This window comes from Deinococcus radiotolerans (assembly GCF_014647435.1).
In the GTDB taxonomy this organism is placed as follows: Bacteria; Deinococcota; Deinococci; order Deinococcales; family Deinococcaceae; genus Deinococcus; species Deinococcus radiotolerans.
In genome coordinates this window covers 98,518-113,609 of sequence record NZ_BMPE01000002.1, presented here as the reverse complement: position 1 = coordinate 113,609, position 15,092 = coordinate 98,518, and the positions used below count along the sequence as shown (strand labels likewise).

The following is a 15,092-nucleotide window of genomic DNA, read 5'->3' as shown; positions in this document are numbered from 1 at the left end:
GTCCAAGGAGGCGGGTTCATGCTGGATGAAGCGTTGGTGGCGCAGGTGCTGGGCGCGGCGCAGCGGGGCGGGGCGGATTTCGCGGAGCTGTTCGTGGAAGACCGCGTGAGCACCACCCTGCGGCTGCATCAGGGGGAACTGAGGGACGCGCGGGACGGGAACCTGTTCGGGGCGGGCGTGCGGCTGCTGTACGGCACGCAGGTCGTGTACGCCTACACGAACGACGTGACGGCCAGTGGACTGCTGGACCTGGCGCGGCAGGTGGCGCAGGCGCGCGGCGCGGCGGGCGTCACGGACGAGGGCGGCGCGGGCGGCCTGGATTTCACGCGGGTGAACGTGACGCCCATGCAGGTGGCGCGCGAGCATCCGCTGCACGCCGCGAAGGCCCGCAAGCTGGCCCTGATGCGCCGCGCGCACGGGGCGGCCGCCGGGGTGGGCGCGGTGCGGACGGTGGACGTCACGTACCTGGACATGGTGCAGCGCGTGCTGATCGCGAACTCCGAGGGCCTGTGGGCGGAGGACGAGCGGCTGAGCACCCGGATTGCCTGCACCGCTATTGCACAGGACGGCACCGACCGTGCCACGGGGTCCTCGAACCCCGGTGCGGGGCGCGGCCTGGAATTCTTCGAGGAGCGCCCGCCCGAGGAGATCGGCGCGGAGGCCGCGCGGATCGCGAACGCCATGCTGGGCGCGGCGTACGCCCCGGCGGGCAAGCTTCCCGTGGTGATCGGCAACGCCTTTGGCGGCGTGATCTTCCACGAGGCGTGCGGGCACATTCTGGAGACGACGGCGGTGGAGAAGAACGCCAGCGTGTTCGCCGGGAAGATGGGGCAGCGCATCGCGCACGACTGCGTGACCGCCATTGACGACGGCACGATTCCCGGTGCGTGGGGCGCGCTGGGCGTGGATGACGAGGGCATGGCTCCGCAGCGCACGACCCTGATCGAGCGGGGTGTGCTGCGCTCGTACATGGTGGACCGCGTGGGGCACCTCAAGACTGGCGAGGCCCGCACGGGCAGTGGCCGCCGCGCGAACTACCGCTACGCGCCCGCAAGCCGCATGCGCAGCACGTTCATTGCCCCCGGGGACCGCACGCCCGATGACCTGATCCGGGGCGTGGAGCACGGCATCTACGCCCGCACGATGGGCGGGGGGAGCGTCACGCCGGGCACCGGGGATTACAACTTCGCGGTGAACGAGGCGTACATGATCCGTGGGGGCGAGGTGGCCGAACCGCTGCGGGGCGCGGCGCTCGTCGGGAACGGCGCGCAGGACCTGATGAACATCGTGGGGGTCGCCGGGGACCTGCGGCTGGGGCAGGGCATGTGCGGCAGCGTGTCTGGCAGCCTGCCAACCGACGTGGGGCAGCCGCACATCCTGATCTCGGAGATCACCGTGGGGGGCCGCGCGTGACGGGCAAGAAACTGAACCGCACGGCGGACACGCAGCTGTCCCTGGCCGAGGCGCAGGCATTCCTGCTGGAGCGCGCCCGGTCGCGGGGCGTGCAGCTGGAGGTGTTCGCGCAGCGCGAGCAGCACACAGGGGTGCGTGCCCTCAAGGGCGAGGTCACCAGCTTCCAGCTGTCCACGCAGCAGGGCGTGGCGCTGCGCGTGCTGCGGGGCGGCGCGTGGGGCGAGAGCTTCACGGAGAACCTGAGCGAAGCGGCCCTGGAACGCGCCCTGGACCGCGCGGCGGAGAACGCCGAGCTGACAGCCCCCGAGGCGGGCGCGGCGCTGGTGGACTGGCCGCCGCCCCCCGCCCTGGACCTGTCCGGCGAGGGCCTGAGTGGCGTGACGGTCGCGCAGAAGGTCGCCGCGGCGCTGGACCTGGACCGCGTGGCGAGTGGCGCGGACCCGCGCGTGATCAGCGTGCCGTACGGCGGGTATGACGACAGCGTGCGGGACTGGCAGGTGGCGAACACCAGCGGCCTGCAGCGGGGCGCGCAGGCGCTGGAGGCGACGCTGGCCGTGTACCCGCTGCTGTCGGAAAACGGGCAGAGCAAGATGGACGGCGAGTGGCAGTTCACGCGGGAGTTCACGCAGCTGGACCCCACCCGCACCGCCCTGACGGCCGTGGAGCGCTCGGCGGCGCTGCTGGGCGCCCGGCCCGCCCCGAGTGGCGCGTTCCCGGTGTGGCTGAGCGGGCGGGCCATGGCGGAGTTGCTGGGCCTGTTCGCGCCGATGTTCAGTGGCCGCATGATCGAGGAAGGCAAAAGCCCCCTGGCCGGGCGGCTGGAGCAGCTGGTGGCGGCCCAGAGCGTGACGCTCGTGGACGACGCGACCCTGCCCACCGGGCAGCGCTCGCGGCCCTTTGATGCGGAGGGCTGCCCCAGCGCGCCCCTGACGCTGATCGAACGGGGCGTGCTGCGCGCCGTGATGCACAACCAGGGCACCGCCGCGCGTGCGGGCGTGGGCAGCACCGGGCACGCCAGCCGCTTCGGCCTGAGCGGCGCGGTGAGCGTGGGTCACAGCAACCTGTTCCTTCAGCCGCAGGCGGACCAGGCGGAAGCCCCGACCGGGTCGTTCAGTGGCATTCAGCTGCTGGGCGTCAGTGGCGGGCACGCGGGGGCGCACCCGGTCACGGGGGAGTTCAGTCTGGAGGCCAGCGGGTTCCTGTTCGAGCGTGGCGAGCAGCAGCACGCGCTGGACGTGTTCACGGTCGCTGGGAACATCCTGGATCTGCTGCGGGACGTGCAGTGGATCGGGCCCGAACTGCACTGGACACCTATGGGCACCGGGGCGCCGGACGTGCTCGTGGGCGCCCTGTCCATCGCGGGGCAGTAGGCGCGGGGCGGTGGGGGGCGCCCGTCACGGGAAGGCCCGCCACTCGCCTTCCGAGATGACCTGTGCGGCGCCGTCCACGACGCGGATGGCACTCTGGTCGTCGAGGGCGTAGCCGGGCCCGCCGATCTCGGTGGCCCACGCCTCGGCGTTGGCCATGCGGTTGGACGGGAAATCCGGGTAGTTCAGGTGCGGGAAGATGGAGAAGTCCACGAGGCCCAGCGTGGCGTCGTTGCCGTCCGCGCCGGGCCAGGAGACGAACTGGGCCCCGATGCGGGGCGTGAGGACCATGCTGCCGGCGCTCACGCCGACCCACACGGTGTCCGTCAGGGTGGGGAGCAGGTCGGCCAGTCCGGTCTGCCGCAGCCAGTGGGCCAGGAAGGTCGCGTCGCCGCCGTCCACGAGGAGCACGTCCGCGGCGCGCACCCACGCCTCCCACTGCTCACGGGGCCGGTGGGGCAGCGCCAGGAGTTCCAGCAGGCCCACGCTCTGCCAGCCCAGGTCGACCATCGGGGCGGGGCTGCGCCCGGCAACGAACCGCCACGCGGTGTCGGGTGTGCACCAGGGGTGCCCGTGCTGCGCGGTGGGAATGCACAGCGCGCGGCACTCGGCGATGGGTTTACCCAGCAGGTCGAGCAGCGCGGCGTGAATGCTGGCGTTCGTGACGCCGCCGGAGGTGAGGAGCAGCTTCATGGGATCTCCCGGTCGGGTGGGGCGAGGCTGAGCCCCCGGGCGGCCAGCACGTCACGCAGCGCGGCCAGGGCGTTCGGGCCGAGGCCGTGCAGGGCCAGCAGGTCCCGCTCGGTGTGGCGGCTGAGCCCGGCGAGGGTGGTGATACCCGCGCGGCTCAGGGCGCGGCGGGCGGGGGCGGACAGACGCGGCAGGTCGGTCATGGCGCCCGCGTGGCCAGGCGGGTGACGTCGTAGACGTTCAGGACGTTGCCGGAGCCGGGGAAGGTCTGCGAGCGCAGCAGCCGGAACTGCACCGGGGGACGGCCGGTGAGCAGGGGCGTGCCGCCGGGCCCGGCCAGCAGCGGGAAGGTCACAAGGTGCAGTTCGTCCACCAGGCCGCGCGTGAGCAGGTCGTTCCAGAGCAGGCGGCTGAGGAGGAGCAGCAGCGGCCCGCCCGGCCGGGCTTTCAGGGCACGGACGGTGTCGGGCGCGTCGGCCACGCGGACGGCGCGGGCGTTCGGGAAGGCGGTCAGGTCGTCCGGGGTCAGGTGGTCGGACATGACCACCACCTCGGTCTGCGCGAGCTGCCGCGCGAAGGCCCGGCGCACGTCGGTCGCGGTGGGGTCGTCCTGCACGGCCTGCCAGTAGCGCAGGTTGTTCAGCGCGGACTCGCGCCCGGCCAGCAGCAGTGTGCCGGCGTCTCGGAGCAGACTCAGGGTCAGGTGGTCGAACTGGTCGTCCCCGCGGTAGTCGGGGTGCTGGTGCTCGAACAGCGGCGCGAGGGTGCGGGTGGCGTCCTCGTAGCAGCCGTCCAGCGTGACGAAGTTGCAGACGATCAGGGGGCGCATGCGGGGCCTCCGGGGTCAGGGTCGGGCGGTGATCTGCTGGACGCTCCAGCCGTTGCCGTCGGGGTCCTGGAAGGACAGGAAACCCACGTGGTTCAGGTCGTCGTCGGGTGTGGCGGGGCGGGGCGTGGGGCCGCCGAGCACGCGGATGTCGGACACGGGCACGCCCCGCGCGAGGAGTTCGGCGTGCGCGGCGCGCAGGTCGTTCACGACCAGCTGCATGCCCCGCAGGGTGCCGGGCGGCATGGGGCGCAGCGCGGAGCCGATCACGACGCTGCACCCGGAGCCGCGCGGCGTGAACTGGATGAGGCGCTGCCTGCCGCGCACGGTGTCGTGGTCCACGTGAAAGCCCAGGGCGTCGGCGTAGAAGGCGCGGGCGCGGTCGACGTCCGTGACGGGCACCACGATGACTTCCAGGGTCCAGTTCATGCGGGGAGGTTCACCTGCCAGGACACGCCGTGCGGGTCGTTCAGCCACGCGAAACGGGCGCTGAAGCCGTACTCGCCGGGCGGCATGAGGTACGTGCCGCCCGCGCCGAGCAGGGCGCACACCTCGTCGAATTCCCCCTGGGTGTCGCAGTCGAGGAACAGCGACATGGACGGCGTGAACGTGAAGGCGTGCGGGATGGGTGAGTCGGTGACGCGCACCCGCTGCCCACTCAGGTCCAGTTCGGCCATCTGCACGCGGCCTTCGGGGGTGTCCTGGCGGTGCAGGAGGCGGGCGCCGGGCAGACGCAGGTACAGGTCCAGGGCGGCCCCCGCCTGCCCCTGGAACATCAGGAAGGGCGTGACGGCCCGCATCAGCTGGGCCGCGGGATGACGTTCATCATCCAGTGGTGCCCGTAGCGGTCGGTCAGCTGCCCGAACATGCCCTCCCAGAACGAGGGGCTCAGCGGGTGCGTGACCGCGCCGCCCTGCGCGAGCGCGCTGAAGACCTGCTGGGCGTGCTCCAGGTCGTCGCTGGCCAGGGCCAGGGTCACGCTGTGCGTGCGGCCCACGTCCTCAGTCATGTCCGAGGCGTTCAGGACCAGCGGGCCGCTGGTGAGGCTGCCGTGCAGGATGTGCCCCTGCATGTGCGCGGGGATCTGCGCGGCGACCGGGGAGTCCGCGACGGTCATGAGCTCCAGGGTGCCGCCCAGGCACGACTGGTAGAACTCGAGGGCCTCGCGGGCCTGGCCGTTGAAACCAAGGTAGGGGTGCAGGGTGAGCATGGGTGGACCTCCGGGGGTCAGGGCAGGGTGAGGGCGGCCAGGATGGTCTGGACGCGGCGGGCGCGGGTGGCTTCGGCCTTGGCGGTCTCGACGGCGCGGGCGTGTTCGCGCCGCTGGCTGGGGGGCAGCTGATCAAAGGCGGCGCGCGCGGCGGGCTGGGCGTCCAGCGCGGCCTGCAGGGCAGGTGGCAGGGTCACCTCGCGCGGGGCCACGTCGGGGGTCAGGGTGACGGTCACGGGGTCGCCCGCCTGCAGGCCGGCCGCGGCGCGGTGCTCGGCGCTGACGGGCAGCAGGGACTGCCCACCCATGACGCCCACAGTGGACTGGTACGTGTACGTGCCGTTCAGCGTGACGTGCACGGGCGGGCGTTTCCCGAGGTTCAGTTCAGCGATGACGGTCTCGGGCACCGTGAGGCCGGTGGCGGTCTTGCCGTGCAGGGTCAGCGGGGCGGTGAAGGTCGGCATGGGGCTCCTGTCGGGCGTGAGTGAGGGCGGGTCTAGTGGGCGGGGACGGCAGAGGCCGGGCCAGGCGCGGGGCGGGGCATCAGGGTGGTGAGCAGCACGGCAAGCACGGCGATGGCGCCGCTGACAGTGAAGGCCAGGTGCAGGCCGCTGACCTGCGCGGTCACGGTGGGCGTGCCGGCGGCGGTCAGGGTGGCGGCGCGGCCGGTCATCAGGGCGATCAGAAGGGCGGTGCCGGCGGCGCCCGCGACCTGTTGCAGGGTGCTGAGGATGGCGCTGCCGTGCGAGTACAGGTGCGGGGGCAGCGGTGAGAGGCTGCTGGTGAACAGCGGCGTGAACAGCAGGGCCAGTCCGGCGCTGAGGGTCACGTGCCACGCGAGCAGGAGCCACAGGGGTGTGGCCGCGTCGATACGGGCCAGGGCGAACAGCACGCCGGTCATCAGCAGGGCGCCGGGCAGCGCGAGCGGGCGGGGGCCCACGCGGTCGTACAGGCGGCCCACGGGGGGGGCGAGCAGGCCCATGACCAGCCCGCCGGGCAGCAGCAGTAGGCCGGTCTGCAGGGTGCTCAGGCCGCGCAGGTTCTGCAGGTACAGCGGGAGCAGGATCGCGCCGCCGAACAGGGCCATCATGGCGATCACCATCACGCTCAGGCCCAGCGTGAAGGCCGGGAAGCGGAAGGCGCGCAGGTCCAGCAGTGGCGTGCCGCGCCGCATCAGGGTCCGCTGCCGCCACAGGAACGCCCCCAGGCTGAGCAGGCCCACCGTCAGGGGCAGCAGGGTGCCGGGGGTACCCAGCTGGCTCAGGGCGTACACCAGGCCGCCGAAGCCCAGGGCGCAGAGGGGCACGCTGGGCAGGTCGAGGGGCGCGTGGCTGCGTTCACCCACGTTGCGCAGGGTGCGCGCGCCGAGCAGCAGGACGGCCAGGGCGACGGGCAGCACGAACAGGAACATGAAGCGCCACGAGAGGCTGTTCAGGATCAGCCCGGAGAGGGTGGGGCCGATGGCCGGCGCGACCGAGATCACGATGCTGAGGTTGCCCATGACGGCGCCCCGCTGGCGTTCGGGCACCAGGGTCAGGACGGTGGTCATCAGGAGGGGCAGCATGATGGCGGTGCCGCTGGCCTGCACGACCCGCGCCACGAGCAGCGCGGTGAAGCCGGGGGCCAGCGCGGCCAGCAGGGTGCCGGTGCTGAACAGGCCCAGGGCCAGGAAGAACACCTGGCGGGTGCTGAGGCGCTGGAGCAGGAAGCCGGTGGTGGGGATCACGACGGCCATGGTGAGCATGAAGGCCGTGGAGAGCCACTGGGCGCGGCTGGCGGTGACGTGCAGGTCGGTCATCAGCCGGGGCAGGGCGACGTTCATGATCGTCTCGTTCAGGATGACCACGAAGGTCGCCACGAGCAGGATCAGGATGACGGTGCGGTCACGGGCGGGGAGTGGCGGGGACATGGGACCTCCTGCGCGGGTTGGGGGGCAGCACCGGAGGCTCCGGTCGGCTCCTGGCGGGTGCAGGGGGCAGGCCGGGCGGAGGTCCGCCGGGACGGGAGTGGATACGCCGTACGCGCACCCACCGAACAAATGCAACTGATTTAGTTTATAACAGAACGCGGACCAATTGCAAGTTATCTTCCCATTCACCCCGCAGCAGCTCCGCCAGACGAACGCCGGTGCCCGGCCCCAAGAAGGGCACCGGACACCGGCGAACCGGACGACTTCCTGACGGATGTCCTACTGAAGGATGCCGCGCGCCACGAACGCCGCCCTGACCGTGCCCGCCGCCTTCGCGCCGTACATGGCCTGCGCGGCGTTCACGGTCGCCTGCGCCGCCGCCGCGAACGACGTATCCGGCGCGAAGTTGAACTGAGCATTGATGATCACGCGGTCCGCCACGTACACCCCCAGCCCCTGCCGGAGGTCCCACAGCGCCCGCGACCAGATTTCCCCGTCGGCGTGCACCTCGCCGCGCACGTCCTCGGGGTAGTGCTTGTTCGTGTCCGTGCGGCGCAGGCAGTGCGGCGCCGCGCTGGTGTAGCTCACGCTGTCCCAGTCAGCAATGCAGGGCAGGTCCGTGCGGATCGGCGCGCCGTTCGCCTTCGCCACGGCCTGCCCGACCGTCAGCGCCAGGTAATCCCCGAAGGCCTCCCCGATACTCCCGGCTTCCAGGCTGGTCCCGAAGCCCGGCACCTGCGCGGCGTGCACGGCGTGCCCGTACTCGTGCACGATCACCTCGCCGTCCTCAGCGTCATCCACGCCGCCCTTGCCCAGGCGGATGATGTCCGGCTGGTCGTTCTGGTACGAGTTGTCCACGCCGTACTGGCTGACCTTCACCTGCTGCTGGTCGCTGTTCACGGCGCGCAGTTCACTGCCGAAACCCAGCGACTGGATGTACTTCTGCGCCTCGGTGACCCAGTAGTACGCCATGACCTGCTCGAACTGATCCTGATCCCGCGTGAAGTTGAACGGCCCCGCCCCGTACACCGGCGTGCCCGTCTCGCTGACCACCCGGGCGTACCGGCCGCTCAGGTACCCGCTGCCGTCCAGGTCGGTCAGGGTCACGTTGAAGTACGCGCTGGCCGGCACCGCCGAGGCGCTGTCCTTCTGGTCCGTTAGGGTCTGGTCCCCGGTGGTCTGCACGGGGTTGGGCACGAACGCGCGCGCCGCGACCGAACTCAGGCCCGTGGCGGGCTTGCCTGCGCCGCCCTGCGCGCTCAGCGTGCCGCCCGCCGGCGTCTGCCCGCACGCCACGAGCAGCGAAAGACCAAGGAGTCCCGTCAGGGCCGACCGAGCATTGAATTTCATCGTGCGCGCAGTCTACTCCACCCGGCGGGGGCACACGAAAACCCCACACCCTCCCCCCAGACAGGTGGGCAGAATGTGGGGTTGGCCGCGCCGGCTCAGTCCCAGACGGGCCGCGCACTCTCCGGACTGGCGATGCGGGCGGCCTCGCCCACGTCCAGCGCCGCGATGCGGTCCAGGTCATCCGCGGTCAGCGTCAGCTCCTGCGCGCGGAGGTTCCCGGCGAGGTTCTCCCGCCTGGTGCTGCTGGGAATCACGCTGAAGCCCTGCGCCAGGGCCCACGCCAGCGCCACCTGCGCGGGGTTCGCGCCGTGCGCCCCGGCAATGTCGCGCAGCACCGGGTCGTCCATGACCTTCCCGACCGCCAGCGTCATGTACGACGTGAGGTGCAGGCCCTCCCCACGCGCAAACTCGACCAGTTTCCGGTTCTGGAGGTACGGGTGGATCTCCACCTGATTCGTCGCCAGCGGCACGCCGCCCAGAATCTCGCGCGCCCGGCGCAGCCCGGCCATGTTGAAGTTCGACACGCCGATCTCGCGCGTCAGGCCCTGCTCGCGCGCCTCGGCCAGTGCCGACAGGTACTCCTCGGGGCGCACCTCGCCGTTCGGGACCGGCCAGTGAATCAGCGTGAGGTCCACCTGCGCCACGCGCAGTTTCTCTAGGCTGACGCGCAGGCTGTCCAGCAGCGCGTCCCGGCGGTAATTCGCGGGCTTGATCTTCGTGGTCAGGTACACGTCCGCGCGCGGCACGCCACTCGCGGCGAGCACCTCACCGATCTCGCCCTCGTTCTCGTAACCCTGCGCCGTGTCGATGGCGCGGTAACCCAGCTCCAGCGCGTCCGCGACCACCCGGCGGACCACGTCATCCTTCAGGCGGAACGTTCCCAATCCGAACTTCGGTACGGTCATGATGAAACCTCCAAGACCGCACTCTGCCACGCCGGGCACCCCAGCCGAATTCAGCGGACCTTCAGGGAGACCAGCAGAGTCAGGATGGCCAGCAGACCCAGCCACCCGCCGCCCGTGCCGCCCAGCAGGGCCGCGCCGCCCACGCACAGCACGGCCAGCCAGCGCAGCGTCCAGCGCCGCGAGGACAGCCCGGCTTCGAGCACCTGCGCGGCGGCGTGCAGCGTCAACTCCAGAACGTGGGTCATGCCCCCGGTACGGGCCGGGCGGCGCAGAGGTTGCCGCGCGTCACGGCGCGGCCCTGTGCGGGCGGGATAGACTGCCTGTCATGATCGGAAAGACTTATAAGACGATGCTCGGGGAGCGCGAACTGAGCATCGAGACGGGCAAGCTTGCCAAACTGGTGAGCGGCTCCGTGACCCTGCGCTACGGCGATACGGTCGTGCTGGTGACCGCGCAGGCCCGTGAAGAGAAGAGCACCCTGGACTTCCTGCCGCTGACGGTGGAGTTCGAGGAGCGTCACTACGCCGTCGGGAAGATTCCCGGCAGCTTCCACCGCCGCGAGGGCCGCCCCGGCGAGAAGGCGATCCTGTCGGCGCGCATCACCGACCGCCAGATCCGCCCGCTGTTCCCCAAAGGCTACCGCCACGAGACGCAGGTCATCATCACGGTTCTCAGCGCCGACCAGCAGAACATGCCGGACGTGCTGGGCCCCATCGGCGCGTCCGCAGCGCTGAGCATCAGTGACATCCCCTGGAACGGCCCGACCGCGTGCGTGCGCGTGGGCCAGATTGACGGGCAATTCGTGCTGAACCCCACCGCCGACCAGCTGGAACGCAGCCGCATGGACCTCGTCGTGGCGGGCACCCGCGACGCCGTGATGATGGTCGAGGCCGGCGCGCAGAACGTCGCCGAGGAAGACCTGGTGGCCGCGATCGAGTTCGCGCACGCCGGGATGCAGGGCGTCCTGACGCTGATCGAGCAGATGCGCGCCGAACTGGGCCAGGAGAAGTTCAACTTCCTGGCCGACGGCGACCTCAGCACGGACCTCGTGCCGGAACTGGCCGAGGCGGCCCGCGCCGCGGGCCTGCGCGACGCGCTGCTGACCGCGAAGAAGAAGGACCGCTCGGCGGCCATCAAGGCGCTGCGCGACCGCCTGATCCAGGCGCGCATCCCCGAGGGCGAGGTCGAGGGGGCCGAGGAACGCCTCGTGGCCCTGAAGGCCGCCTTCGGGAAGGTGGAGAAGCAGGAACTGCGCCGCCTGATCCTCGAAGACGACCTGCGCGCCGACGGCCGCAACAGCAAGACCGTGCGGCCCATCTGGATCGAGACGCGGGCGCTGCCCCGCGCGCACGGCAGCGCGATCTTCACGCGCGGCGAGACGCAGGTGCTCGGCGTGGCGACCCTGGGCACCGAACGCGACGAGATCCTCGTGGACGACCTGACCACCGAGACCGGCGACAAGTTCCTGCTGCACTACAACTTCCCCCCCTACAGCACGGGCGAGGTCAAGCGCATGGGCGGCCAGTCCCGCCGCGAGATCGGGCACGGCAACCTCGCCAAGCGCGCCATCCGCGCCGTGCTGCCCACCTTCGAGGAGTTCCCCTACGTCATCCGCCTCGTGGGCGAGGTGCTGGAATCCAACGGGTCGTCCTCCATGGCGACCGTCTGCTCCGGCACGCTGGCTCTCATGGACGCGGGCGTGCCCATCAAGGCCCCCGTGGCGGGTGTCGCGATGGGCTTGGTCATGGAAGGTGACCGGTACCGCGTCCTGACCGACATCCTGGGCCTGGAAGACGCGCTGGGCGACATGGACTTCAAGGTGTGCGGCACCGCCGACGGCATCACCGCCCTGCAGATGGACATCAAGGTGGGCGGCATCACCCCGCAGGTCATGCGGGAAGCGCTGGCGCAGGCCCGCGAGGGTCGCCTGCACATCCTGGGCAAGATGGCCGAGGTGCTCGCCGCGCCCCGCGCCGAACTGAGCCCCACCGCGCCCCGCATCGTGAGCCTCAAGATCAACCCCGAACTGATCGGCAAGGTCATCGGGCCCGGCGGCAAGCAGATCCGCGAACTGGAAGCCATGGGCGCTCAGGTGACCGTGGAAGAGGACGGCACGATCCGCATCTTCAGCGCGGACGGCGCCGCCGCCGAGGCTGTCAAGGCACGCATCGAGGGCATCACGCGTGAAGCGAAGGTCGGCGAGGAATTTGACGGCACCGTCGTCAAGACTGCCCCCTTCGGCGCGTTCATCAACCTGTTCGCCGGGCAGGACGGCATGCTGCACATCAGCCAGATGAGCGAGGAACGCATCAACGCCGTCGAGGACGTCCTGAACGTCGGCGACAAGCTGCGCGTGAAGATCGCCAACATCGACGACCGCGGCAAGATCGACCTGATCCGCCCCGAACTCGAAGGCAAGATCGCCCCGCGCGAACCCCGCCCCGCCCGCAGCGGCGACCGCGGGGACCGGGGCGGCCGCCCACCCCGCCGCGACTGAGGGTGATGGTCGCAGGTTGAAAGTTGAAAGAGGGGGCGTGCGATTGATCCGCACGCCCCCTCCTTTTGCCCTTCCCACAGCCCACACCCCTCCCCTACCGGTTCAGCAGCCGGTACAGGCCCACGGCGGTGCCGATCAGTCCGGCCAGCAGGGCGGGCAGCAGGGTCGCCAGAGGCGCGCCCAGCAGCAGAAGGGCGCCCAGCAGCGCGAACGTCAGGACCTCACCCACGATGCCCGGCACGGACACGCGCGGCAGATCCCGGGTGAGCAGGGTCACGCTGCCCAGCGCCAGGGCGGCAGCCAGCAGCGCCATCAGCCAGAACAGGACCGTCATGCGCGCAGTGTAGAGCGGCCGTCCGGTCCTGTGAGGGTCGGCGAGAGGACGGGCGCCGCTCTGATCCTGCTGCGACTCAGTTCACGGGTGGAATCTCGTTGATAGGGTCCGTGGTGTCCTGCCCGTCCAGGGTGGTCGGGTCCGGCAGGGGCTCGGCCTGATCGCCGGGGTTCTGATCCGGGATGGCGTTCGGGTCCGGTTCGGTGGGCAGCGGCTCGGGCGGATTCTGCACTGGGACGTCGGGGGCAGGGGTGGGGGTGGGGTCCGGTGTGGGCTCGGCAGCCGGGTCGGGCGTTTCCGGCGTGACGGGCGTGGCGGGCACGGGGTCCACCGGGACCGGTTCGGGGGTGGGTGCCGTGGGTTCCGGTGCGGGCGCCGCGGTTTCCTCGGTGACGGCGGGCGTGGGGGTGGGGTCGGGGCTGGGCTGCACGGTCGGGGCGGGCTGGCGGCGCCGGCCGAAGAAGCCGGTGGTGCTGCCGCTGCCGTCGCGGGCGACGGGTTCGTTGTCGGCGTCCTCGGTGCGGAAGGCCATGTTCACGTTCCGCACGACGCGGTACGTGACGCCGTCCGGCTGCCGGAAGTCCGTTTCGGGCTGCCCGGCCAGCGTGCCCGCGACGGCCTGCTGCCAGATGGGCGTGGGGATCTCGCCGCTGTACGCCCAGCCGGGCAGGGCGCCGCCCTCCTGCTTGCCGACCCAGACGGCTCCGGCGACGGTGGGGGTGACGCCCGCGAACCACAGGTCCTTGACGTCGTTGGTGGTGCCGGTCTTCCCGCCGACCGGCCAGCCTGGGATCAGGGCGCGCGTGGCGAGGCCCCCCTGGGACGCCGAGAGGTCGTTCACGACGCCGCGCAGCATGTCCAGGCCCAGCCACGCGGTGCGGGCGTCCCACACGCGTTTCGGGGTGGGGGCGGCGCGGGTGTAGATGACCTTGCCGCGCGCGTCCTCGACCTTGCGGACCAGGGTGGGTGCGTAGTACAGGCCGCCGTTGGCGAAGGTGGCGTACGCGGACGCCATCTGCAGCGGGCTGGCTTCCAGCGTGCCGATGGTCAGGGACAGCCCGGCGTTCGCGGGGGGCGTGAGGCCCAGGTCGCGCAGTTTCGCCTCGAAGGTGGGGATGCCGAGTTCCTGCCCGATCCGCACGGTGGGGAGGTTCAGGCTGTGATCCAGCGAGTAGCGCAGGGTGACGTACCGGCCGGTCCAGCGGCGGTTGTAGTTCATGGGCTGGTAGTCCCCCCGGATGGGCGCGTCGAGAACGGTGTCGCTCTGCTTCCAGCCTTTCTCGAGCGCCAGGGCGTACAGCAGAGGCTTGACGCTGCTGCCCACCTGCCGCCGGGCCTGCGTGGCGTTGTTCCAGTCGCTGGGGCGGGCGTCCGTGAGTTTCTGCCCGACCAGGGCCAGCACCTCGCCGCTGTCCGGGCGGACCAGCGCCGCGCCCAGGGTGGCGCCGTCAGGTAGGCGGGCACCCCGGCTGGCCTCCTCGGCGGCCGATTGCGCCTGGGCGCTCATGCCGGTGTAGATCTTCCCGCCGCCGTACAGGGCCTTGCGGCCGATCAGGGGCAGCAGCTCCTTTTCCACCGCCTGCAGGTAGTAGAAGTTCGGGTACCGTCGGGCGCCCTCGGTGCGCTGGAGGTTCTCGCCCAGGCGGTCCGGGCGTTCCAGGTTCGCGCTGCGCAGCGTGCCGTCCGCGTTCCAGCCCAGGCGCCACCCGGCCGGGTAGATCGGGGTTTTCCACGCGGCGTCCGCCTCGGCCTGCGTGACCTGGCCGTCCTCGACCATGCGGGTCAGGAGGCTTTTCATCAGGGGGCGGTAGGACTTGAATTCCTTGTAGCGGCGGTTGGGTGCGGGGATGATCGTGGCGAGGTACACGCTCTCGGCGAGGTTGAGGGCCCGGGCGTCCTTGCCGAAGTACGCGTGCGCGGCGCCGCCCGCGCCGATGATGTCGCTGCTGCCCCCGTCGCCCCAGTAGATGACGTTCAGGTACGCGTTCAGGATCTGCTTCTTGTCGAAGTTGCGTTCCAGCTGGTACGCCAGCACCGCCTCCTTGAACTTGCGTTCCGGGGTGCGGGCGCCGTGCAGGTCGGCCAGCAGGGTGTTCTTCACGACCTGCTGCGTGATGCTGCTACCGCCCTCCAAGTCGTTTTGCAGGACGCCCTTGATGAGGCCGCGCGCGATGCCGATCACGTCCACGCCGCCATGCTGGTAGAAGCGGCGGTCCTCGCTGGTCACCACGGCCTTCTGAAGCCACGGGCTGATCTCCCCGGCCTTGAGGAGGTCGCGGTTCACGCTGCCGCCGCTGCTGAGGCTGGGGGTCAGGGTGCCCACCAGCGTCCCGGCGCGGTCGTACACGCGGGTCTGTCCGCTGAACTCCAGCACGTCCAGGTCGGACACGCTGGGCAGGTCGCGGCCCCACGCGGCCCACAGGCCGCCGGCGCCCACCGCGGCTGCGAGCAGCGCGCCGCCCAGGATGTTCAAGGCTCTCATCGGGGCCACTCTACCGGGTGCGGCTCAGGCGCATCTGGCCTCAGGTCACGCTGGCGGTGGGGGGCGCGGGGCGGGGCGGCGGGGGCCGTCATGGCAGGCAGTCTGCCAC

The 15,092-nt window shown here is 71.3% G+C and carries 16 protein-coding genes; 3 read left to right on the top strand and 13 right to left on the bottom strand.

Annotated features, from left to right (window positions below):
- The first annotated feature begins 18 nt into the window (after positions 1–18).
- Together IEY63_RS06470 and IEY63_RS06465 are read left to right on the top strand one after the other, a co-directional pair.
- Positions 19–1,413, top strand: coding sequence for a TldD/PmbA family protein (locus IEY63_RS06470; protein ID WP_189068187.1), 1,395 nt, complete (start codon positions 19–21; stop codon positions 1,411–1,413).
- Positions 1,410–2,783, top strand: a complete 1,374-nt coding sequence (locus IEY63_RS06465; RefSeq protein ID WP_229784531.1) for a TldD/PmbA family protein — start codon at positions 1,410–1,412, stop codon at positions 2,781–2,783. Before IEY63_RS06470 ends, IEY63_RS06465 begins: the two co-directional genes overlap by 4 nt.
- Before the next feature lie 24 nt (positions 2,784–2,807).
- On the opposite strand, the gene IEY63_RS06460 is transcribed toward IEY63_RS06465, so the two are convergent.
- The 11 genes from IEY63_RS06460 to IEY63_RS06410 all read right to left on the bottom strand — a co-directional run bounded on the left by IEY63_RS06460 (position 2,808) and on the right by IEY63_RS06410 (position 9,915).
- Complete coding sequence (locus IEY63_RS06460; RefSeq protein WP_189068186.1) at positions 2,808–3,473, bottom strand: Type 1 glutamine amidotransferase-like domain-containing protein; 666 nt, start codon at positions 3,471–3,473, stop codon at positions 2,808–2,810.
- On the bottom strand, positions 3,470–3,673 hold the full coding sequence (locus IEY63_RS06455) for a helix-hairpin-helix domain-containing protein (RefSeq protein WP_189068185.1): 204 nt from the start codon (positions 3,671–3,673) through the stop codon (positions 3,470–3,472). The genes IEY63_RS06460 and IEY63_RS06455 overlap by 4 nt, the downstream gene beginning before the upstream one ends.
- A complete protein-coding gene (locus IEY63_RS06450) occupies positions 3,670–4,299 on the bottom strand; it encodes a dihydrofolate reductase family protein (protein ID WP_189068184.1) in 630 nt (209 codons plus the stop codon). The genes IEY63_RS06455 and IEY63_RS06450 overlap by 4 nt, the downstream gene beginning before the upstream one ends.
- 15 nt (positions 4,300–4,314) lie before the next feature.
- Positions 4,315–4,725: a VOC family protein gene (locus tag IEY63_RS06445; protein ID WP_189068183.1), complete on the bottom strand. Its 411-nt coding sequence runs from the start codon at positions 4,723–4,725 to the stop codon at positions 4,315–4,317.
- Positions 4,722–5,096, bottom strand: a complete 375-nt coding sequence (locus tag IEY63_RS06440) for a VOC family protein (protein WP_189068182.1) — start codon at positions 5,094–5,096, stop codon at positions 4,722–4,724. Before IEY63_RS06440 ends, IEY63_RS06445 begins: the two co-directional genes overlap by 4 nt.
- Complete coding sequence (locus IEY63_RS06435; RefSeq protein ID WP_189068181.1) at positions 5,096–5,506, bottom strand: VOC family protein; 411 nt, start codon at positions 5,504–5,506, stop codon at positions 5,096–5,098. Before IEY63_RS06435 ends, IEY63_RS06440 begins: the two co-directional genes overlap by 1 nt.
- 17 nt (positions 5,507–5,523) lie before the next feature.
- Entirely contained in the window at positions 5,524–5,970 is a 447-nt protein-coding gene (locus tag IEY63_RS06430; protein ID WP_189068180.1) for a YdeI/OmpD-associated family protein, read from the bottom strand.
- A 32-nt stretch (positions 5,971–6,002) separates the two neighbouring features.
- On the bottom strand, positions 6,003–7,415 hold the full coding sequence (locus IEY63_RS06425) for an MDR family MFS transporter (RefSeq protein ID WP_189068179.1): 1,413 nt from the start codon (positions 7,413–7,415) through the stop codon (positions 6,003–6,005).
- Positions 7,416–7,694: 279 nt separating this feature from the next.
- Complete coding sequence (locus tag IEY63_RS06420; RefSeq protein WP_189068178.1) at positions 7,695–8,765, bottom strand: M36 family metallopeptidase; 1,071 nt, start codon at positions 8,763–8,765, stop codon at positions 7,695–7,697.
- Positions 8,766–8,860: 95 nt separating this feature from the next.
- Positions 8,861–9,670, bottom strand: a complete 810-nt coding sequence (gene dkgB, locus IEY63_RS06415) for a 2,5-didehydrogluconate reductase DkgB (RefSeq protein WP_189068177.1) — start codon at positions 9,668–9,670, stop codon at positions 8,861–8,863.
- 50 nt (positions 9,671–9,720) lie between these two features.
- Positions 9,721–9,915 carry a hypothetical protein gene (locus tag IEY63_RS06410; protein WP_189068176.1) on the bottom strand — a complete coding sequence of 65 codons (195 nt, stop codon included), beginning with the start codon at positions 9,913–9,915 and terminating at the stop codon, positions 9,721–9,723.
- Between the two features lie 80 nt (positions 9,916–9,995).
- Here IEY63_RS06410 and pnp point away from each other — a divergent pair, with 80 nt between their 5' ends.
- Positions 9,996–12,167 carry a polyribonucleotide nucleotidyltransferase gene (gene pnp, locus IEY63_RS06405; RefSeq protein ID WP_189068175.1) on the top strand — a complete coding sequence of 724 codons (2,172 nt, stop codon included), beginning with the start codon at positions 9,996–9,998 and terminating at the stop codon, positions 12,165–12,167.
- Between the two features lie 94 nt (positions 12,168–12,261).
- Here pnp and IEY63_RS06400 read toward each other — a convergent pair whose 3' ends face one another.
- Together IEY63_RS06400 and IEY63_RS06395 are read right to left on the bottom strand one after the other, a co-directional pair.
- The gene (locus IEY63_RS06400) at positions 12,262–12,501 is read right to left on the bottom strand and encodes a hypothetical protein (protein ID WP_189068174.1); all 240 of its coding nucleotides are present in this window, start codon (positions 12,499–12,501) and stop codon (positions 12,262–12,264) included.
- A 76-nt stretch (positions 12,502–12,577) separates the two neighbouring features.
- On the bottom strand, positions 12,578–14,983 hold the full coding sequence (locus IEY63_RS06395) for a transglycosylase domain-containing protein (RefSeq protein WP_189068173.1): 2,406 nt from the start codon (positions 14,981–14,983) through the stop codon (positions 12,578–12,580).
- Between the last annotated feature and the right edge of the window lie 109 nt (positions 14,984–15,092).